This window comes from Labilibaculum euxinicum, assembly GCF_009795715.1.
Classification (GTDB): Bacteria; Bacteroidota; Bacteroidia; order Bacteroidales; family Marinifilaceae; genus Labilibaculum; species Labilibaculum euxinus.
Genome location: NZ_WTCR01000024.1, coordinates 1 through 24,866 on the forward strand (window position 1 = coordinate 1; position 24,866 = coordinate 24,866).

5 protein-coding genes are annotated in these 24,866 nt (G+C 39.8%); all 5 read right to left on the reverse strand.

The window, feature by feature from the left end:
* Window positions 1-5,071 (reverse strand): SpvB/TcaC N-terminal domain-containing protein (locus tag GQR60_RS19690; protein WP_317163674.1); only part of this gene is annotated, 5,071 nt, incomplete at its 3' end.
* Window positions 5,072-5,336: 265 nt separating this feature from the next.
* Window positions 5,337-14,792 (reverse strand): Tc toxin subunit A-related protein, encoded by a 9,456-nt coding sequence (locus tag GQR60_RS19695; protein ID WP_124994582.1) that lies wholly within the window; start codon window positions 14,790-14,792, stop codon window positions 5,337-5,339.
* A gap of 315 nt (window positions 14,793-15,107) precedes the next feature.
* Window positions 15,108-15,614: a hypothetical protein gene (locus GQR60_RS19700; RefSeq protein ID WP_124994583.1), complete on the reverse strand. Its 507-nt coding sequence runs from the start codon at window positions 15,612-15,614 to the stop codon at window positions 15,108-15,110.
* A gap of 102 nt (window positions 15,615-15,716) precedes the next feature.
* Window positions 15,717-20,801, reverse strand: coding sequence for a hypothetical protein (locus GQR60_RS19705; RefSeq protein ID WP_124994584.1), 5,085 nt, complete (start codon window positions 20,799-20,801; stop codon window positions 15,717-15,719).
* Window positions 20,802-21,578: 777 nt separating this feature from the next.
* A complete protein-coding gene (locus GQR60_RS19710) occupies window positions 21,579-24,704 on the reverse strand; it encodes a hypothetical protein (protein WP_124994585.1) in 3,126 nt (1,041 codons plus the stop codon).
* Window positions 24,705-24,866 lie beyond the last annotated feature (162 nt).

Here is a 24,866-nt window from a genome sequence, read left to right on the forward strand (position 1 = left end):
TTAAACGAAAAGTCTTTGCATCGTACACGTAACGAGTTTTACTTCCATTGGCATAATAAATGTCGGTGCGCTGCCCTTTTTCATTGTAATTGATATTGTTTATGTAGGCCTGCCCACCTGAGCTGAGACTTTCCAACATTCCGGCTTTGTTGTACTGGTAAGTTTCCACCGAGCCATCGGGCAGGCTTTTACTTACAGGGCGGTTTAGTGCATCTACAGAAATGGTTGAAACATAAACTGTTGTTTGCAAGGCCGGGTTGGCATCCAGATTTCGATAGCCCTGATAATCGGTATAAAAGGTACGTCCGGTCATTTCAGGATTGCCTTTAAAATCGTAGCTCACCAAATGCGTGCAAGCACTTTGGTCGTATTGGTATTCCAACTGACCGATGTTATTCAAAGCTTCGGATGTTCCATACACTTGCCACTGCACTTTTATTTCGGCATTGTTCCCCTCTGTCATGTACATTGCCAAAGGCCGCCGCAAGGCATCGTAAGTGCTGCGCAACTGGTGCCCTCGGTCGTCCCATGAATAAAGAGGCTGCCCGCCTGCATCGTTCAGGATGGTACGCGTGCCCGAATCAATATTATGCACCTGCAATGCCTGCTGCATCGCAAAGGTATTGGTGGTCATCACTCTATTCTTGGCATCGGTTACGGCTACTGGCCGCCCGGCAATATCCAACTGTGTGTGAACACGGTATTTGCCTTCGCTGCCATTGTCGTCTTCTACCATGTATTCGCGCCCCAGATTATCGAGGTACCGCAGCTGAGGTGTATTGGCATGTTTGGCTGTGAGCCATGCAGCCCTTTGCTTCGGATCAGTAGGTTCGGTACCTTCAGGGGCAGGACTGCCATTATCGGCATACCACTGGCTTTCCGGAACTGTATCATTCTGATCGTAATTGCGTTGCTCCCAGGGGGTAAACTCCACTTTGGAAAAGGTACCATCGGGCAGTTCGGTACGGATATTACGCCCCACCGGGTCGTAGTAAAGTACAGGGCTTACACCATTTTGTACCAGTACATTCTCATTTTCGAACTCGTGAGTAGTACTAAAATAAGGCTCATACTGCCTTATCACCATTCCTTTGTTGTTGAATACTGTACGCCCGGTACCTGCCCATCGATTCGTCGACTTCACAGTTTCCACCGATCCATTGGGAGCAATTTGCATGGCGGGGCCATCTTCAGCCTGTACTTTGGTCATCACCAGATTGCCCCAACCACCGGTGTATTCGTAAGACTCCATCCAATCTGTATTGGTTGGACCATGTTCAACACGCATTTGTACATGGCCTTGCGCAGGTTTCTGTTCGTTGATCCAACGTTCCATGTCGTAGCTGTATTTCATACTCGGATTGCTGAGACTATCACCTTCGCCGTTTGCTCCCATTAAGGCCACGGCTTTTACCATACCACGGGTATCAAAATCCACTTCCTGACTGTTGCCATTGGGATCTGTCAGTTTTTTTACCTGCAATGAACGGTAGTCAAGGGCAGCAGTGCTTGTATACCCAAGCGCATCGGTGGTTTCGGTCAACATCAGTTTATAGCTGTCGTATGCCAACTGGGTTCTGTTCCCAAAAACATCAGTTTTTGCCGATGGCAGATAAAAAGCAAGTTTATTAAAGCTGATCACTTCTGATGGTATCCACCAGGTACCGGATTTTTCACCCACACCGGGTTCAAAAACGTAGGCTGCTTCATTGGCCAGACGTTCTATGGAATATTTATCGCCTGAAGGATCCAAACTGCTTAGCAAATCTTCGGTTAAATCGGCTGTTAACGATTTGTTAGGCAAAGCATGCGATGCAATCTCACCCAATGGCAGGCTGCCCGTTAGTGCTTCATCGTAAAAAAAAGATTTTTGATGCTGAAAACAGCGTTTTTCTAATCCACCTGACAGACTGGCTGCATAATCTATTTCATTAGCAAAATCCAATGCTGCCTGCAGACTTTCCTTAGTAAAAGGCTTTCCGGTATATACCAGGCCGGTAAATTCAAGCTGCTCACTCTCACAAGGAACACCAATAATCTGTAGATTGGTTTCTGAACGGTTGATATAGCTGTTTTGCGTACACACAAGCTTCAGGCTTTTTTGCTCATCGGCAGCAAGATAAGAACGACGGGGATAAGCTATACTGAAAGCATCCAGCACATTACCATATTCATCTGTATTTAATGTTACAGAATGGGCAATACGCGGATCATAAACATTGCGTTCGTAATGATACGAAATGGCCTCATTGGCAATTGGCAAAAATACGGCATGCTTGTTCTGTCCTTTGGGCTGCAACATCTTTACCGACGTATTTTTTTCCTCTACCACATAAGGGAAGTCCGCCATAGCTGAGTCGTCCTTGGCATAAATTTCGGAGCGCAGCAATTGCCCGCGCAAGGCCCGGCATGCTTCACGTTCTTCATCAGGAGTCAAGCCTGTTGGCAATATTGAGTCTGGTAATTGCCAAGCTTCACTGTCCCCACTAAAGTATTCTTGCGCAAATTGGGTAGTGATGGTTTCCTTTTTATCGTAAATACCGTTATGAAACCAGCTTTTTGTGTAAACAGGAGGCTGATAGCCTTCTGTGGTATCGGCAAGATTTTCTGTATCCCATTGCTCTACCATACCAAAACCCCGGAATTCACGCTCATGCACATCATAGTGTCCGTGGTGATAAGCATAACGGCTCACCAATTTAGTATCGCTCACCTGCTCGTGATCTTCCACCCGTTCCAGAACATGAACAGGAAACGGCAAACGGGTAATCCAAGGGGTACCAGCTAATTTATCCTGCATAAAGAATTTAGTAGATGGAGCATACTGCAGACTTACCTTACGTCCCATGTTATTTTCAAAGGAAGTTAGCAAGTAAGGTTTTCTGCCGGATGTTAGCTCAACAAAAAGCAAGTGATGTTGATGATGCGGCAAAGAAGATGACCAAACCAAACAGGATGTACCATTCCCCATCAGGTCTGTTACAGAAACCTGAGATAGGTTATCGATGGCAGGGAAAGCACTAATATTGAATGCTTCGCTCCAGGAGTTACCAGCCTGATTTTTAAAGTAAACAACTTTCAAAGCATCCAGATAGATGATATCGGTGGTACCCGTTCCATCAACATCGGCCAGTAGTACCCGCGACGGGTTAAAGTGGTCGGGAGAATCCAACAAAGGAGGATTTGCCATCAATACTTTTTCGCCAAAACGTCCGTAACCCAAATTTGGCCAGTAGCATACAGAATTGTGAGTAATCCGCACAATATCGCTGAGTCCGTCACCCGTCATATCTGTTAAATAAACAGAATGTTCAGCATTGGAAAACAGCACTACCGGCGCCATATCTTCGTTGTGCCCCATGTCCACTTTTCGGTAGCCTTTATAACCTTCTTTCCCGGCTGAGAGATACAATTCAAAATAGTTGCCGCGGCTGATCAGCAAGTCGCCCAATCCGTCACCAGACAAATCGATTTGCTTCACATCCGGATGACTCATGTCTACATTCGGCATGTTGCCGAATGCCTGAAAATTCTGCCATTTTCCATCTGTATAAGAGTAGTAGCCATTTATGCCAGGGGCATGAATCACCAATTCGGACTGCGAATCACTGTCCACATCACCCAGGTAAAAAGAAGCTGCACGAGTTTGTTTCGCATTGGGTTTCAAGTCCAATTGCTGCATTTCTCCAAAGACCGGTTTTGGAGCAGTAATCGAATTGTCAGTCCAACGGGCATCACCCAAATTGGGTTTGTAATACCAGGCTTCGTTGTCCATTTTTAACAGACTGCTGATTCCTTCGCCATACAGGTCGGCCCATTGCCACCCGGATGTTGCCAGACCATTAGGCAAATTATCCAGCATAGCGTGATCAACGCTGTGCAGTTGATTGCTTACCTCCGCCTGGCTGTAAGTAAAGCTAAGAGGCGGCATTGAAGCTGCCTGTGCGCCATCATGGGATTTATGTTCAACCTGCACGAGCTGTGCCATATGCACATCCTTGCTGTAATGAAGCTGGGTCGACTTAACCAAGACGGCATCAGCAGCCAAATCATCTTTAAAATGGTGGAACATCAGCACACGTTGACACAAGCGGTAGGTACGCATTTCAAAACCTGCCCGATAAACGGAGAAAGGATCCTGACGTGCATCCCATACAGCTGTTGGATTTACCGTACCCCCATTAGTTGTATATGTATTGTAGTTTCCATAATCAACAGCCAGTGTAAACAGCCAGTCACCATCATAAACACCCGTTGAAGGATTATACATGACAGTATTACCATATTGTACCTGATTGAGGTAAATGTTGGTAAAAGCTTTGTTGTTTTCGAGACGATGTTTTTCATATACCTCAGGCGAAACATTATTGCTGTTTTCTTTCAGATAGGTATAACGCATCAGGTTTCCCCTAACATCATAACTTTCCTGCAGGTACCAGCTGAATACTTTTTGAGTATCATTTGGATGGGCAATGCGGGCACCGGCATCCTGTCCATATACCGATGTAATGTTCTCCCTGGAGATGGTGCGCCAATGCACATCACCATTTGCAGTATTGTTCCACTGCTCTATCCGGGCAAACAGGCCTTCGGTACGCGGCATATAACGCTTAATACTGTAATTGCCTTCGGTTCGCGGTACCTCATCAACAGGTACCAAATCTTCGGCACCGGAAAGAATAAACGTATCCGACCCGTTGGTATCGTCGTATTGCGGTAAACCTTTGGCGGTTTTGCGGGTAATATTTGGGACACCAACACCCCAGCCCACACCAAAAGCGGAATTACCACTACCTGAATCATAAGCCAGTCCCAATTGTGGAGTAAAGCCATTACGCCCCGGACTAATGGCCAGGGGAGCACTCATTGAGAAAGTTCCGGTTACCGGATTGGTTTCAAACTTTTCGCCAATCCCCTTAACAGCACCACCTCCTTTGGGTAAATTAATCAATGATTGAGGCCCTTTTTGAGCCCCGTCATTTTTCTCAGCACCTGCTTTCGACTGTGGTAAGCCCGAAGATGACTGAGTACTTGTATGTTGTTCGGATTGCTCCGATGTATTGAAGTTCATGTGTATAAAAATTAATGATTGGAATTCATTGATTTATAGCAAAAAGAAGCCCCGCTGCAAAAGCTGGATGCTCTTGCAATATGTAATAATACATAACGGGACTTCTTGGGAGAGACTTGATTAAAAGACTTGCTTCCAGATACGGGAGGATTTCATCTTGTGAATTATTACCATCCAACCTGTTGCATATTCATGCGAGAGGACTCACACTTAAGCCGGAAACACACCAAAGGAGAAAGCTTTTAATCAAGTTTTATATATTGAATTACGAAGCTTCGACCTTGTATTTCAATACAATCATCAGATCATCAGCATTGCTAACATCAGCAGTCGGTATAGTTATGGAATTGGAAGTTCCCATAGATCCGGCAACATCTGTAAGTGCCTCTTCAGACTGATCCTTACCGGAAAGAATAATTCTATCAATTCCGGTGATGTCAATACTTTGCCCTTGCAAATAGAATGGCAATTGCGACTTTTTAATCTCAATGATCACATCTTCTGTTCCAACTTTCGCCCATGCTTCAGGGTATTGAGCTTTCAAACTAAACATCGATGCTAAATTCTCACCCTTTGATAAGTCAATTAAATCGTCAACCAATTTATTCTCAATAACAACTCTATCTCCAGCATCCTCTGCTGTATAGTTAATGTGCATAATCACATCATTGATACTGTTGTAATCAAACTGACGAATGGTATTAGGCAGTGTTAAACTCCACTCACTGGCTGCACCAGATCCTTCAAATGGCAGATAGCGGGCATCATTAAAATTCAACTCAAACAAACCACTGTCGTTAACAGCAGAACTGGCAGCCATTTTTTCTACTTTTTTAGCTAACGGAACCAGTTTACGCAAATTCCCTGGCTTTTCTAACACTATTGTTGAACTATTTAATAAGGTCAGGTTAGCTGAAATTGACGTATAAGCTCCGGCAACACACGGAATAGTCAACGATACACTCTTAATGCGTCGATTACAATGTCCCGGATGATCCAAATCATATAGTACCTCAGGAATAGTTATCTGACAAGTTCCTCCACTTCGTAAATCCAGAATCTTCTGAGGATCGAGCATGGCCAATGACACATGCTTGGTCAATTCAAACTTTCGCTTGTTATCCGCCAGATAATCTGCTTCCATCTTCTTCAACTCCATAAACAATTTCTCTCCAGCCAGTAAACCCTTGTTCTGCGCGCTGAAGAAATCGCTGGCCAATGGCATTCTTGGGTTAGCAGGGCAGAGCTCATAATTGTAAGCCCCTTCAGCCTGTTTCGCCATTTTATAAGCCATATCAAAAGCAGAGCGATAAAGTCTATTAATCTCGCCAGCCATCCACAAGTACAATTGCTCGTTGGTAAACTTGCTGCTTAATACATCATAGCTTTCCTGCGTTTGCTCAACCTGTTTCAAATGGTTTGTCTGATCCAACTCAGCGATATTCTTACGAATCTCAGCAGCTATTTCCTGTTGTTTCAGCTGCTCCAAATCGTGCTTGGCTGCATCTGCCTGAAAGGTCCAGTCTTCCTGACGGCGTTCGTAGCCGGCAATAAGACCTGCTTTAGAGCCTTTATGGCTCGTAATAGTTCCTAAAATACCTACAGCCGAAGCAATTGTAGATCCACCAAGAGTGAGCTTTGTTCCTCCAAATGTAGTTGTAAAAACAGGTGAACCGCCGAATCCGTTCGCACCTGCATTAACATCAGGAATTGGACTTAAACTTCCCGCTATCAACTGAAGTGCCTGTGAAGCAACTTGCAGTTTCATGGCTTTATCCATAAAGTTCAACTGCTGCTGCTCCTTACCGCTAATCTTTTTCTTTTTGCGGTAGTAGCTTTCCCTAAACTGGGTATGCTCTTGCTGCAGCTTCACCTGCTCAATGGCGGCTTCGGCTTCTTCGATACTCTTTTCCTTAATTCCTGTCACCAAGTCAGTCAACGTTTTTTCATGGCTGGCACGCAGCACAGAAATTTTCTCCGTATCTCCTTTCTCAAGTGCAGATAATAATTGCGAACCAAGCGATTTCACTTCGCTGCAAATCTCCAAGGCACGCTGCAATAAAGTCTGGAAACGGTAATCTGTTGAATTGGCATCTGCCAGTTTCATCACTTCACCAATGCTAATACCAGCCAGGCGAGCACGAATTAACAATCCCGGATCAATAGGCGGTGCAAACAAGGCAACGGTGCGTTTAATGCCATCAATGTTCAGGCTGTTTCGTATCTTAAACAATTGATTGCCTACACGATCCCAGTAAGCCAGCATCTTATCATTCTTTGGAATCCCAAAGTATAGTTTGGCAACGTCTTCTTCATGTTCAAGAGCACCATATATATCGGTAAGCATGCCTTTAAAATCCTTGTCTTTGCTAAATGGTTTGGAAGCGATTTCCAGCTCATTCGACTCAACATACTTCTCAAAACAGGCTGCATTTTCCGGTTTAATGATTCCTTCTTCAAAGTATTCAATCGCATTCCCCATACCATCAGTCTCCATCCCGGCATAAGTCTTAGGAACTAAAATCTCTGTTTCAACCACTTCAGGCTTACGTCCTAATAATTGAGCTGCAATCATATAATATTGCGTAGCTTCGTTAATGGATTCTGTTGTATCAATACGGAACAGATCATCGCCATGAGCAATAATAATATCAAGGTAACGCATAACAACTGCCTTCATATAAGCACCCGGACGCATCTGAGCAATATTATGCGGCTTAAACGGATCGCTGCTCCACAATTCAATTTGTTTATTCAACTCCACATTTGCAGAATCATCATTACCGTTCATATTCAAGTCGAACAACAAATCGTAAATACCCTTAGTGGAATTATAATCGGCAAAAGGCTTAAACTTCCAGTATTTGGCTGAAGTTTTCCCCTCTGTTTCGCGTGGATCAAAAATAAAATGCATCCACCTCAAGGCTTCTTCAAAATTACCTTCGATTAAGAATCGGTTAGCCAATAAGAAAGGAATATGAAAGAATAACTCCCAATTGTACAAGGAGTAGGCTCCACTTAACCCATATTCAAATTGTTCTTGAATGTACTTCATATTGTCTTCAGAGTTTATTAAATCCGGAAGTACATTTTTCACCACCTCACTATTCAATTCAAAATCTCTTAGATAAGCTTTATTGGCTTGTTGCGGCAATAATTGATGATTCGCATCGTCGATACCTAATGGATCCAATATGCCTTCGATACCATATCTTTGCAGGTTAGAACGTAAAGTCTCCATATATGGATGATAAGCTAACCCGGCATTCATCTCTGGCTTAAATGTTACTGCTTCAAGCATTAACAGATCTTTATTCACCGGCTCAAAAGTGATCACCTTACGGCTTGGTGTCACTTTAATCACACACAGACGTTCATGCTCATGCGTATAAAAATTCGGTATCCTGTACTCACGACGTTCCTCTCTCCTATAATCATTATAGTATCTGTCATCACGGTAGTATCTGTCCTCGTTTATGTAACGACAAGAATACTCAGGTCGGTAATATCTTCTTATTGGCCTGAACTTTGGTTGTGAATAGGTGTATCGAATTACTTTCTTAAGCAATACAGAACTGCGCTTGGCTTTCACTGTCGGAATTAAAACGACCGATTGCATGTTGGTTTCGACAACAAAAGGTGCATTACACATGAAATTTTTATACTGATGCGGATAAACCAAACGTGTGCGTCCCTTGATGTTCTCCACCACATTATTGGCATAGGCGATTCCATTTGTAGCTGCTACCGGTAATGATAACCAATTCCTGGCATTGCTCATCTGAGCTTTTTGTCCATAGGTACTCATATCTTGTGGCATCACATACCCGTTGCCCTTAAAACTACTTTGTTTCGTTAGGTAAACATGGTTGAAACATTCAACAGAAAATGAATGCCCTGTATTCTCTCCAAGATATGATTTTGGCGCTTTTAAGATGTGCAGATAATTAGTATCCCCTTCCTCGTATACCAAACGGAAATCAAATTTTCCATTGGTACTTAAATCATCAAGTACTACTTTTTCTTCACAGCTGCGTTTACGTGTCCACTTGTTATCAACCAGTTCACTCCAGCACACCTGCATCTGCAACTGCTTTTGAGCGCGTTTAGGTTTTATAGTTGTTGTAGAATTTGGATCTACTGACAGATCATCATCAGATGGTTCTTTGGCCACATCGCTGCAATCAAGCCAGAATGCTACCAAACGGTCTTTGATAATAGCAGGAGCAATGTGCTCACTGTTGATCTCAATTCCCATCTTTTCCCATGGTGTCCAATACGATTCGTTAACCAGCTTACGGTAGAAATACTCGCGTGGTTCAAAGCGTGAACGACCAATGACATGTAAAACAGAAACACTATCATGCTCTTCGTTATACATCTGACAAATCTCGATATTGGCTACTTGTTCAAACTTGGAAATATAATCCATATAAGAACTATCCACAGCTTCTTTGGTAATTTCTTTACCAGTTAGCTCTTTCTCCAGATCCTTAAAAAACGGAGTTTTATTATCGCGCAACTCTGGTTCGAGCCAATTTTCAGGATACAGGAATATCTTACGGTTAGCTTCCCATACACGATACAAGCTCATCCATTCCCACTTTTGAACATCTTTTTTGGTGAATGCAATGTCCGTTTCGAGACCTAACTGAATGCGCTGAATAAATGACTGTACAGTTAATGTGGCCTGTAAAATACGGCTGCTGGAAACAGCAGAAGTCATCTGAGTATCAATCAGAAAATATGAATACAGATCATAGATATCCTTAAATTGCCCACTGTCTTTCTCAAATAAATAATGTACCAGTGCATCGCGTTGCTTCATTCTAAGTTTATCGCGGCCTAAAGTCATTTCTGCCTTGTAAACTCCAGAATTGGCCTTGGCTTGAGCAATGGCTGCAATGCTTTTTACACTTGCCTCGGCTTCTGCAGCATTAGCCCAATCCCACTTAATCAATTGAAGAGCATCCGAAGAAGCAATACCATATCGACTTAAGAACTGATTGATTTCTCCTGCCTGCAGGAACCAATTAAGATTGCTGTTATACTTGCTTGATTCCAATTCATCATTGTGCTGCCAATCGGTTAAAATTGAGGTCCAATCAATATAATCAGTAAGTACGAGGTTCGCCTTATCTTTTGTAACAACCTGCTTATAAAACTCAAAACGGTTTTTCCCTTCCAAAAGAAACTGCCCGGCCTTGCAAACAGCCGAAAGCTTATTGAAACTATCAAACGATACAGCTTGTGCCGCATTCAATGGTAATGCAAAGATTGCAACAGGGCTGTTGCTAATATGATCCAGGTCTGCCAATTCAACACCCATTTTCTCACATAAAGCCAGTCCTTTTAAGCAATGCTTAATAGTTGAAGTTAAGTTATTTCTTACATCCGATGGAGTATCACTGCCCGGGTCGGTTAAATATATTGCTGCTTCCTTCCCATTTATGGATTTCAGGTCGATTACTTTTGCAACAAAGCTTGAGTCCAAACTTGTAGTGATTTTCAGCTGTTCCTCAATCACAGGCTTTAAGGCAATTGCCCAGGCATCCTTTTGTTCTTGAGTCATTGTTTCTTCTTCCTCAACTTTTGGCTCAAATTCATCTTTCTTGTCGATGATATTATTGACAATTTTAAGTGCTTTCTCATCAAATTCCTCAAACACCTCATCAGTTCCCTGATGATATAATAAAAACAATAATTCTGCTGCATTGGCTTGATTCGCAATTACAATCTTTTGAGCATTCGTCAATGTATCTACGCTATCAACTAAAGACGTTGAGGCATCAAATTGGATTAACCGGCAATAATTCATCAACTCATCAATATCCAATCCGTACGCCTCGGCTAATTGCCAGGCAGTTACCATATTCTGGATACCCGCGGCTGTTAATATTGGTACATCGTTATCTCCTCGATCCAACAAGGATGACAAGGCCAACAGTTCATCTGCATTCAGTTTCATTGCTTCTTGCAGGTACTCCGTAAATACATGAGGTTCACCTTCTGATATATAAGCAGGAGCATTAGCAGGAACTCCACTTTCATCTCCAATGGCTAACCAATTTTTAAATGTCGCCTTATGCTCTTCAGCCTGATCATTGTCAACAAAGAAACGATTGATAATTGATGTGATTCCTTCATATTCCAATACGGAAGCTTTACCAAACACACCAGCGGCCTGATCATCGGTTAAGTCAAGAAATTCCTGATTCATTTTGGCATGGCCGATACGCTTAACTGCATCAGAAGTGATCAAATTATTAGTACTGTTTGTAGTATTATAATAAGATTTATAATCTGTATCAGATAATATGAGCGCATCCAATACTGGTGCCGACCATTCCGTAACCATCATTAAGCGGCGGAACTGGAACATACGCATCATAAAGGCTTTCAATCTTGTTTCTGTACCAAAATCAAGATAAGCTGTACTTAACTCCTGTTTTCCATCGTAGTGAATTGTAAATCTTTGATAATCCGCTCCATCTGTAATATAAGGATTCACATAATAAGATCCAATAAAAGCATTGAATTCATCAAGGGTCATAATTGATTTATCAAGAAAATCTTTAACCGGCAACTTAGTAGGTACAGGACTAGGACTCACCCCAAAAACAGATTCAAAAACAAAATTAAGAGCAGGAGCTGTTGCAAGGGAATCTTCAGGAAAAAGTACTTGTTCCTCCTTTGTCAATCCCAGTGCATCAAAATACGGATTGGCTGCATTACTTACTTTACTATAAGGTTCTGCAAGCTTAGTTCGGTTAATGCCCAAGGCCTTCCCATACAACTTCAATTCTTCACTAAACAAGTCAAATGGTTTGGACAACCAAGAACTTATTGTATTTTTTTTGATTTTATCATATACAGCATACTGCGTATACTCAGGATCTGTTTTTAATTGTTCCTCTGTTTTTGTGGTATCCCAATTGGTAATATCATAACGACCATTTTCATTGTAATAAATAGCACTTTCAAGTATTTCCATCACCAAATCAATATATGGCAAGGGAGTTACTGCATTGGTACAATTCAAAGGTATCTGCGCAATGTCCGGACGACGTTCAACCAATTTATCATACAAGCTTTCTTTGCCGGCAACATCACTTACCTTAAATTGCTTCAGTACATTTAATACATCTACCAGATAAGCGGCCGGCCCCAAAACAGATTCACCATGTTTGGTATCTGTTACATCCTGATCGCCAAAGAGCATTGACATCTCAGGCAAGCTCAGTAACTGAATTTTCTTTTCGTTACCGGACTCAAACTTTTTATCATTAATAACTATCGGCATTCCGGAATTCGAATTGCCGGAATACTTGTTCAGAATGGCAAGAGCTTTATTTACTTTGTACTCGGCAGCTTTATAAATCTTAATGCATTTGTCCTCGGCCAATTTACCATTCATCTTGTTGATGAAATTACTTCGGCCGGCTTTCACAATATCGTAAGCGGAAAAATAAGCCTTCTCAGTTAATGCCTTAATCGTTTCAAACTTACCCTCTGAGGTAATACTGTAAACGCGCTGAATAATAGTCATAAAGTTAATCCAGTCCTTCTTGGTATATGGACTTAAGCCACTGTAAAAAGAACTTAGTGCAATATCGACCTCACTGGTTTCAAGAAAATCGCGTGCTGGTCCTTGTTCAATATTAAAGGTAAAGCCTGCTGCATCAGCAATACCATAAAAATGGGTACTACTGCTCATACTTGCATCAATCAATTTGACTCTTAACGCATTAAACTTAGTAGTCAGATCAGTATCCCCTTCAATCGTAAAACTTATTCCTGCGTTTGCCAGGTCAAAAAGAAGTGACTCCGTTGCAAATTTATCTTCTATCTGATTGTAGATATAATCTGCATATGCTTCGGCAGTACTGATACCTTCCGGCATATCCTCAGACGCTAAAATATTGGATTCATCCGCTGCAATTTTGCCAAGTATATCGGACTTAGTCATGTTTAATAACTGACTGAATGGTCGCAAAGTTCCTGATACAACAAAGCGGTTGATAAATTGTTCGTTGCCATTACACACTTCACTGTATTGGATAGCACTCCTCAATTGCTCTTCTTCTGCGACCTCAAAATTCAATGCTAACCAGAAATCTCCATCTAATTCTTTTACTAAATCGGTGTTTTCATAAGAGAACTGAGCCATCATTTTAACAAAATCAGATCTTTTTGTTGGGTTGCTCATAACCGCTTGAACAGCGGTACTAGCAATACCTTGAAAAACATCAGTAAACTCCTCCGACACCACCTCTAACAGTCTGGTTTTAATAATATTCAATACTGTAAGAATATCCTGAGAAGGAATAATACCATCATTAATCGCTTCTTGAATTTTTGATTGTAAAGTGGTCTCCGACATGCTAAAGAAAACAGCAATATCCAGTTTTACATCTTTTTTAACCAATCCAAATAGAATATCTTCATGCTCCAGTTTCATCTGGCTGTTAAAATCACGCGCCTGACTCAAATCCTGCACATCTTCCTCTGTAGTACCAATTAATGATGCAACATATGGCGTATTTTCAGCACTATAACCTTTAAGCATGCTACGCACAGGAATTGTATTGTCTCCAGAAATTTTTGCAGAAATAAACTCCTCCTCACGATTTATAATTCGGGTATAGTCATCCAGAGTATTCTTACCAAATTGATAACTCAATTCTTCTTCCTGCTCGGCTGTAACCAATTGCGGAGACCAGTAAGAATTGTAAGTTTCTGTTACTTTATTATGAATGGTCTGCTTCGCAGGGTCAAATAATGCATCTGGAACACGTGTTAAACATACTCTTGATTTACCATCTGAGTTATAAGTAACTTTTCGATCGAGGACCTGATAATTTTTATTGTTGTCTCCATCCCAAATGTATTTCCATAAGGATTTCTCTCCCGAGCTGGTTTCATCGTTCCAATAAACAGGCCTCTTGGTTATATTTGCGACATCTACAGCAATAACTTCATAAATTTTACCACTGTTTGAATCCTCAATCAGTTCTCCAACAATAGGAGCTTCACCTACCAACGGCTCAACTTCATCCGCGACTTCAACCGGAGCATTTCCTGTAATACCAGGTACACTATCGCTTGAAGCAATGTCTTCATTGTTATAAAATTTTAATCGCAATGAATTTGTTTCACTACCATAATAAGGTATTTTATATTCTCCGTTTATGTTGGTGAAAGCAGTTGCACCATCAATCAATTCTGCACTTCCCTGGTCATTGTTTTTATCCGTGTATAGTTCAACCAAACAACCTGCTGCATTTACAAAATTTTTGCGTTTCACAATGCCTTTAACAGATGATCTTGATGCAATAAACAGATCTTTTAAGTAGAGCGGTTGAGTTGCCGATATCACAATTTGACCATCGTTGACCAAACCTAACTGTGTATTCCCCTGATATACAAAGAGCTCAAGAGGATTACTGTAATCGAAGGTTATAACTTCATTCTCCCAAAACTTAATACTATAACTTCCATCAGCCTTACAGCGTACTTTCTTTTTAAATATCAGTTTTTCTGTGTTGTGTTGATATGCACACACAAACAATCCACCACCAAGTCCTGTTGTTGCCTGATCGAAAACACGACCTGTAATCATGTAGGAAGTAAAACGTTTTCCTTTCGTTGGCAGGTCAAATTTTAATTCACCCCCAGGGGCTATATCATCTTCTAAATAATATTTATATGCTTCACTCATATTAATAGTTGTTTAATTAATACTACTTCTACATTATATATCTGCAGCATTAAACGTTTAAATTTATTACATAGAATACCCAGGGCAGACCAATAACACACATTGCTGCCAGTCCGCCTATTTTCAATCTATTCAACTGAAAATTAGGGTAATCTAAATTGTTTATTCGAACTAAATCCCTCGATTGTCGATTAACTTTTCTATTGGGGAAACAGGATATAGTCAATCAAAATTAGATCCGGATATTTTTGTCTACAGATAAGGGATAATACTGATGTGTTATTTAATTAACAGTAACACATCTAATCATTTTTTTTACTTTTCTATAAAAGGCATTAACACCTTCATTTCTTCATATGCAATTTCCGGCACACTGTCAAAGGGAATTGAACTGAACTCAATTGCAGGCTCTAAAGCTTGGTTAAGCGTTTCAACAAAGTCAGATTGCTTTTTTACCTCGGCCTCAATAACGTCTTTGTATTCTTCCTGTAATGTGATCAATTCTTTTTCATACTTCTTTTTGTCTTTCACAATATTCGGATAACCATAACCGTCCTTTGATTTCCCGCCATTACCCTCTGGTTGTGAATAAACAATAACCTGTCCATTCTCGTCCAATTCTGCATGGGCGGTAATCAACTCATGCCGTTTCTGTTCGAACGCTTTGAATTCATCCGATTGCTCACGCAATTTATCGATTGCCTCGATACGCTCATCAATCATCTTTTCATTCAGTAACAAAGCAAGTTTGAACTTGTTGTTGCCTTTACTGTTTACACGGCTGATTACTTCTTTTAATTCGTACAAATTTTTGTTTTTCATTTCTATAAAATTATGATTAAACTTTCTTAAATACATTTTAACAGTATTCTATTTTATCATTAATAATTTTTAAATTTTAATTGCAAACTGCACATTAGTTTATTAATAATTTCCACTAGTTAATCTAGTCCATGCACCATTTAGTAGAATCCATTGAACCCAATCATTTTCCGATCCAATAGAATATGTGCCAGAAGTTCTCGCTGTATTGGATTCCCATCTTAAGCGACTATAATAGTCTGCCACTATTCCAATATCTCGTCCCATTGTACCGATACGTATAATTGTACCATCTGGTATTTTTTGTGTTGGTGAGTATGATCTTGGTAATTTAACATACAACTTAGAACCAGATGTAGCCGTACAGTAGTATGTATTATAACTGTGTGACGTATTCTGAAAGGGCTTTAATTCTGTTCCTGACGAAGATGTAGTAAAGCCTAGAGTTGTAGAACACAAAGCCCCACCCATTTGCATTTTAGAATAGACTGCACCATTCAAATAAGCTGCATAGGTTGGTGCACGATTAGCAGCAGATACTGAGTTATAACCAGTAGCATACAAGCCTGTTAGAATAGCTGTATTTGAATAAGCCGAATAGTTTAGCTTACCAAAACCTAAAGCTACAACAGATGCCTTAATTTCCATACCAGAAGAATAAGGAACAGCTTGTGTACCTGCATAATTGGCTAAAATTCCTTGCGATGATATATAAGCAGTTCCACTAGATATATTCCCTTTAGAACTGTGGGAACAACGAATTTCCGCTTGGTTAGCATCAACTTTAATTTTTGTTAGGACATCATACTCTACACCGCCAGTGTAAGTGTACATAATATCAGAACTATCCGCCTCTAGCTTATCAGAATTAATATTAAACCCTCCAATTTTCCCAGTGTCTGCATTGATTGTACCAGTTATCTTTGCACCAGTTGCTGTTAAATAACCACTAGAACTTACCTGAAATTTACCATTACCTAAATAAAATGAACCACCTATTACAGCTCCTAATGATGTAATTTCATTGGTTTTAATCTTAGAAGCACTAATAGTATTCGCCGCAATTTTATCGCCAGTAATAACTCCGGCTTTGATATGCGTGGCCTCCACGGCATTGGCAGAAAGTTCACTGGCTGTAATTGCATTGGCCGCGATGTGAGATGCTGTTATTGTTCCTGCTTGTATTCTGGCAGCATTTAAATATCCTGTATCAATTTTTGTAGCATCAATTGTTGCTGCGGTCAGTTTACCTGATACATTGGCAGATTTTACTTTTAAATTTACAGCTTCTACATTTGTAGTTTTAATAGTATCTTCTGTTATCACAGTCAATTTACTACCATCCATATTAACTAAATCGGCGACACTCGGTTCTGAACCATCTACTAAATAAACTTGTGGATTTTGAATGTGTTGATAACCTGAACTACAAGTATATAATCCTATCCTAGCATAAGCTGTTGTAGTAGAACCTAAATCATCTCTCCATTTAAAATCGGTGCATTCCTCTAACTTTCTTCCAAATCTATCATATCTACCTCCCCAATTTATTGTTCCTGAATCAGGTGTTTCATTTCCTCTCACATATCCTACCCATAATTGCCATCCTTCCGTTCTCATTGTATTAGAACTTCTTGCTGTAAAATATGGATTAGTATTATTTGAGCCTGATAGATTTTGAACCCTACCACCATCGAAACCAAAATAAGTAGTTCCGTTTGTTCCATTACACCAGACCCACATAGTAAACATGTAAGTATTTCTAACATCAAATGTTACATTGGTTCCCAATATAAAACCACCTGACCAATTACTAGTAGATGAATTTCCATTATTTCTAGTCATCAAATTCCAACGACCTTTAAAATTAGTATCGGTAACACCATATGATTCAGGGGTATTTACAACAGCGTTATTAGCATCTATAGAATAATGTGATATGTACGGTGAAACAGTTCCACCTGTTCCCCAACCCCTGCCAGAATATGGATAAGCTATTAGATTCCTTCTAGCAGCTTTAGCTTCTGATAAGGCTATAGCGGCATTTGCAACACCTGTATTGGCAGTAACCTGAGCTGTCGCCGCATTCGTTTTAGCAATATTTGCTGTTGAATTAGCAGTATTTGCTTTTGATACACCTGAATTGGCTGTAGATTGTGCTGTAGCAGCATTAGCTTTAGCTGTGTTTGCTGTAGATTGAGCAGCATTAGCTACATTAGTAGCCGCAGTTTGAGCAGCAGTCGCTTTAGTAGCAGCATCCGATTTAGCACTATTCAAAGCAGCGTCAGCTTTTGCTTGTGCTCCGCTTGGAGTTTCTAATGAAGGTTTACTCGATACATTATTCCACGAGATAACAGCAGATGAATCAAGTTGAATACCTCCTGTACCGACTTTGATACCAGTTGCCAGAATCTGGTCTGCACTTAATGTACCTGTATATATACCTGTTGCACCAATCTTAGTCAGTTTGCTGCCAATCAATCCACCGGTATATAATTTAGCATCAGCCAATGCCTTATCAGCTTTTGCTTTTGCATCAGTCGCAGCAGTACTAACAGCACTATTCTTCGCATTTGCTGCTTTTGTTGCAGCATCTGCTGCTGCACTTGATATTGCCGCAGCTTTGGCAGCATTAGCCTTGGCTGTAGCATCAGCTTGAGCTGAACTAATAGCTGTTGCCTCGGCATTATTAGCTTTCGTCGTAGCATCATCAATCGCTCGCTGTTCTGCCTCAGTCACAATCCCATCTGCATATGCCTTGGATTTAACTGTCTCAGCCTCAGCCTTAGCGTTAGCTGCAGCAACGGCATCAGCTTCAGCTTTATTAGCTTTAGTTGTTGCATCCAGCTTTGCTGCATTCAGTGCTGTTGTGGCTTTGGTTTGTGCATCAACAGCAGCATTAGCTTCTGCTGTAAGTCGTGCTAACCTGGCTTCTTCAGCAACATATGATTTTGAAGCTATATTATCTGTATTACTGACTTGCGACCAGTCCAGAGAGACATCATTTGCAAATGTTACGCTACCGTACTTATCCCATTTGATATTGCCTGTTGCTAATTCGCCTGAACCATCACTATTTAAAGTCCAACCTGAAGTAGAAACAGAGTTAGAATTAATTGTACAGTTAGCTATTAAACCCTCTTTAGCATTCAACCATCCTTCAAAAAATCCATTCTGTGCCCAAGAGCCATAACCCGATAGTGCCTTGCCTGTAGAGGTTGTAATGCCATCCAATCTTCCAAATCTGGCTTTAGTCTGACCATCATAAATTACATCATAAAAAGGAGAGTAGGTAGAACTAGAGGACATATATAAAAGTCCTTTTCTATCAGTATCTGAACTGTTCCAACGTAAGAGAATATCATCTGTTTCTATTGTACCTGAGCCTGTTTTATCTGTAAAAGTGATAAACTTCATTAATACACCTTCTTCATCTGCACGAGTTTCAGATGTGCCTTCACTTGCTACTGTGATATAATATGATTTAATGTTACCTGGAGAGATTGAGCCCTGACATCTTAAAATATCACCTACTCTAAATGGCTGCTCTTTTGAGAAGTAGAGAATGTTTCCATCTATGTACTCAATAGTATCTGTGTCTGATACAATTAAATCACCATTTGAGATGTTAATCTTATTGTTAGTGAAAGTATTACAGGTTAAGCCTTCCCTGATATCTAAATTGTCAAACTCAGCGTTCGCATCTTGAGAGATTCTCCAGGTACCTTTGCCTCCTAAACCTGAGATATAAGGCGCTGTTCCAATCACACCCTTACATACTGTGTCTCTGTGATTGATAATCCCTATATTTCTAAGAATCTCAATATCCTTAGCTCCATCGGTTACTATTTCCCAACCTTCATTTACTCCATCTGTATGCTTAATCCAGTCGTTTGAGTTAAGTTTAAGTATGTTGTTTGACAGATAGGTATTAGTACCATACACAGTAAATCTATCAACTGCGTGAATCCCTTTGTTAAAATGGAAATTAGGTCTGTCTGTTTGTATATGGAAATAACCAACATCTTGTGAACCCAAAGTACCTTCACCTGTAGGTGTAGTTATCATAAGTGAACCACTCTCCCCTTGCGTTAACTGGGTATTAGCATCAAATACCTGATAAATGGGTGAAATTGTAGTGCTTGTTACAGTATGATTTCCTGTAGTTTTAACTCCATCACTGGTAGTTTCCAGGCGTTTAACTCCCAAACATCCCAAACTAACCACACCCGACATATAATTAATAAAAATATCGTCTCGACTACCATCCCCAGTGGCTGACAACCTAATATTCCTATTTGAGGTTATTCCGAATTTGTCGTGTTGAATATATCCAACACAACCTAACGGATCAGGCCCCATTGCCACATCTCCTAAAAAATTTAATCTTATGGCATCATGCCCACTACCCATTGCCGCTTCCGCGTAATGCTTTTCGGCAACCAATCTGGCATTATTATCACCTTCAATATGTAAAAGTCCTGAAGGAGTATTAGTGCCTATACTTACATTACCGTAGAAAACACCATTATCGGCAGTCCAGTCCACATCTGATTTATTTGAATTTAAAGCTGTGTAAACATCCTCATCCAGCCAAAGCAATTTACCATCATCATTATTTAAAAATCCATAGCTGTCACCTGCATAATTCCATAGATTCAAACATTTTTTAACATCTAGATATTTTTCAATTGTAATATTTTCATTAAATATCTCGTCTATATCAGTTCTTGCATAATTAGCAACAGCTACATCCCCCAGCTTATTGGCATTATCGGCATTTCCAACTGACAATGATGATTCGGTTTTGGTTTTAAACTTTCTTGTGCTATTATCATAGTAAGCTATGCCATTACTTATAGGTGCATCTTCACGTGTGGCTATCATTTGCAAACTGCCCTCATCACCTACCCGTGCATATCCATCGGCATCAAAAACCAGTTGTCCATCATTTAAACCATCATACTTTTTGGCAACTATCCCCGTAAACTTAGTGGAACCCAGCCCTATTGTCGCTTTGTCGCGCAATGTGATTACATCGTCAGTCGTAAAGAACTTTCCGGAATGCGTTTCATACCCATCTCCATTCGAAACAAGGCCAACCTCTTGCTTTACCTCTTCTATTTCCTGTTGCTCCAGAAGTAATGCTAAAATGGCGTTATTTGTTTTATAATTTATACTATCCATAATTAATATCTTTTAATACGTTCTGCATTTTTTTATTAATCCCCTATCTGCAGACTTTTGAATATCCGGATCTTACTTTGCCTAAAAAAATCGATACGACTTACTGGCACTACCTGCGAATTTGCATTATCTTAATGTTTAGTCGGAAGTGGTATCGTTTTAGTGCAGTTTTCCCTACTGCTTTAGCATTACTTATAAACTCATGAGAAATATTTTTTTGGGTTTTTAATATTTAAAATTCAATTCAACCAAAGCCTCTGATTTAAATTCTGAAACAAACATAAGCACTAATACAACACCCTGCAAATCAGACATTAAAGAACAACACTGAAAGGTTATTAGTTTGATTTATATTGACATTCTTTACTTTGAAAACAACAATTTATAATGTCTTACTAATTGTTTTTCAGAATAGTAAGAGAAGGCATTTCAATATGTCTGATGAAAAAGATTCTTTATTTTATGTCATCCTTTTAAAAAGGGCTGAGAAGATTTGGCCTTCAATTATCCTACTGAAAATTAAGGGTGATATCTTTTGTTAATTCGAACTAAATCCATTGATAGTTGATCAACTTTATCTATTGGGAAAATGGGATTTAGTCAAAAAATAGTATTCATTCTAGCGACTAACAGACTTACTAAAACCTCTACTCTATCTACATTGAGTGAGAACAGCAAGCTAGAAGCATATAGTATCTCTAGCCTACTACTCATTATCTTTGTTGTTGTATCTACTCTGTTGTAAGTACAGCGAAATGCTAATGGCAAGAAGCCATATTAATTACTATCATATTGTGAAATTCTAACCCAGCGAGAAGCCGTACTACCACCAAAATTATAACGATAATTATCGTCATACATAAATGCACACATCTGGCCTCCAGCTATTGTAAAACTATCATCACCAACAACTCCACAAACCTCAAATGATTGATTATCGTTTCTGTTCCATATATAGACTATCTGTCCTGTACGTCCACCACCAAGCGAACAATATTGACCTCCTGAATTAGTATAAATAGAGAAGTAACCATAATTAAGTGTATCTAATCTGAATGGGTTTGTTGATGTTCCTGTAAATGAAGTAGCCCTTGTGTTGAACTGTAAAGCATTTGTTCTTAAATAACCATCTGATACAATAGCCCAACCCCATTTAGATTCATAACCATTAGTACCTTTAGCGTAAATACTAGTGACTCCTGCTCCTACTTCCATTCGATAGTCACTAACAACCGAACTCATACTAGCGTACATTTTTGCTGGTGTTGATGTCATTGAGAAAGCTTTATCACTAAGACCATTAAAATGGAAACCGTCTTTATCAATACTAGAAGTTTCATCTAATAATGTACCAGAAGCATTTTTATACTTAGTCTTAATTAAAAACTTAGCAGCTCCAGAAGTACCTGTCATACTAATAACTCCATCAGCAGATGTAATAGCGGTAGGATTAATAGTCCATCCACCAATATTACCACTTGGTGCGTCTAAAATACCTTTAAAGTGTGCGGAACCATCTGTATCAACTCTGAATTCCTTTGTTCTAATAGCTCCTGCACTAGCAAGAGTCATACCCGAAATAGAATAAGCATTAGAAACTTGCTTTGTTCCTGACCAAATATAGGAAGTGTCAAAATTCCAGTGGGCTATCTGGTTTACCGCTCCAAGCCTTAACACACTACCACTTGCATCCCTTCCATAAATACCCCAATCATTATCATTTGTGTAATACATCTTGATATATTCAGAAGTAGATTTGTATAGCATCATTTCCCTCTCAGAAGAAGATAACCAAAATCCAGAGGTAGCAGAACCCCAAGCAACATTTGTTGTACTTATTCTATTTGCTGAAATCGTAAATCCTCCAACAGTTCCCTTTGTAGCCGTTAATTCAAACGCATTAATATAGGATGCTGTTACTGTACTTTGTGTTATTGTTGTTGCCTGTTCTGAGGTTATTTTAGTATCTGCAAGTGTATAAGCCGAATTAGCTTTAGTTTGCGCCAACCCTGCATTTACGATAGCTCTCTCTGCATCTCCCTGTACTGCATCTATCTTATCTTGCCCTCCAACAACATCGCTAAATGAAATTGAAGAGCCTGCAGATAGCTTCATTATTCCTTTGAGATATACATTATCTCCATATAACCCATATCCAGTAAGTGCTCCTCCGAAATCAGTATCATTAATACCAGTTAGTTTCCCTAACCTAACTTTAGTACTCATATCATAAACAACATCTAAATAGGGTGACTCATTATCATTTGATGTAACATACACAGCACCGCCGGAAATACGAACTATTTCATCACCAGGCGTAGGTCTATCACCGACAAAATCACTTTTCCTAAGATTAATGTAGTTAGGGTATGCAGTATTCCCAGCCCAAGACACTACTCCTTCATAAAATTTAACTCCCGAACCATTCCATACTTGACATCTTAGTTTTTGACCGTACAAAAATGGATTCCCAAGTTCTTTGTCAAGCTCTAATGTATAGTAGTCAACAGTTTCATCCGATATTCTTACAACCTTAGCACCATCCGAAAACCAATAAGAACCATTTCCTGTACGAATCTTTTGAATCATTAATTCGTAGAACTTAGCACCTTTCCTCACAGTCAGGTTATCAAATGTGGCATCAGCTTTTCCCGAACCATAACCTATATTGAAACCTTCACCACTAAAACCGTCAATAAAAGTCCCTTTATTTTTAATGACACCATCGATTAAAGATTCACCTGTTGTTAAAGTTCCGAGTGCAGTAGTCTCAAATCTTCTAACAGTATCGTAATTTGCCAACAATCTGTTTACTTCAACTGATGTTTTGTTGGTTGAATCTGTTCCGTTCGGTAAAATTGTTAATGCTGGAAATTCTTCTGCACCTTCACTATATTCAATATTAAAGGGTGTATAATGTCCCATGCCTCTTTTCTGTAACCTAATCCCCATTCTAGCATCACCATAATCTAAATAATTACCAGCATCTGCATCTCCATAATCCATATTATAGATATCCATAAAATACTCATTCCCATCACCCCTTACCAATGCCAAAGTACACTCTTTTGCACCTCCCCAACTTTTCTGAGGAGGACTCATCATATTTAGTAGGGTATGATTAGCACCATAGCGTCTAAGGTTCAAAACATCATCTGGTGTATCAGGAGAAAAAATAGCATGTTTATTAAATTTAGCTGAGGAGTGAACAGTAGAATTGAATATTACATCATCTTCACCTTCGTCGTATTTAAAAACCTGAGTGCTTCCGTGATGTAGATAAAGATCGTTTGAGCTATTTAATCCTAAACTTGCTGTATTTCCTCCACCATCTTGAGAAAGGATCAGAGCGACATTATTAGACTCATTGGAACTATTCGTATCAGCTTCCAAAGTAAATATTAACCCTCCGGTTACACTTAATTTTGGATTATTAATATCGTTTCTTAAGTAACGAGAAGCCTCAATGTTGTCCAGTTTATTGGCATTATCTGCATACCCAACTGACAATGAAGATTCGGCTTTGGTTTTAAACTTTCTTGTGCTATTATCATAGTAAGCTATGCCATTACTTATAGGTGCATCTTCACGTGTGGCTATCATTTGCAAACTGCCCTCATCACCTACCCGCGCATAACCATCGGCATTAAAAACCAGTTGTCCATCATTTAAACCATCATATTTTTTGGCTACAATCCCTGTAAACTTAGTGGAACCCAGCCCTATTGTCGCTTTGTCGCGCAATGTGATTACATCGTCAGTCGTAAAGAACTTTCCGGAATGCGTTTCATACCCATCTCCATTCGAAACAAGCCCAATGTCTTGCTTTACCTCTTCTATTTCCTGTTGTTCCAGAAGTAATGCTAAAATGGCGTTGTTTGTTTTATAATTTATAATATTCATAATTAATATCTTTTAATACATTCTGCATTTTTTTTATTAATCCCCTATCTGCAGACTTTTGAATATCCGGATCTTACTTTGCCTAAAAAAATCGATACGACTTACTGGCACTACCTGCGAATTTGCATTATCTTAATGTTTAGTCGGAAGTGGTATCGTTTT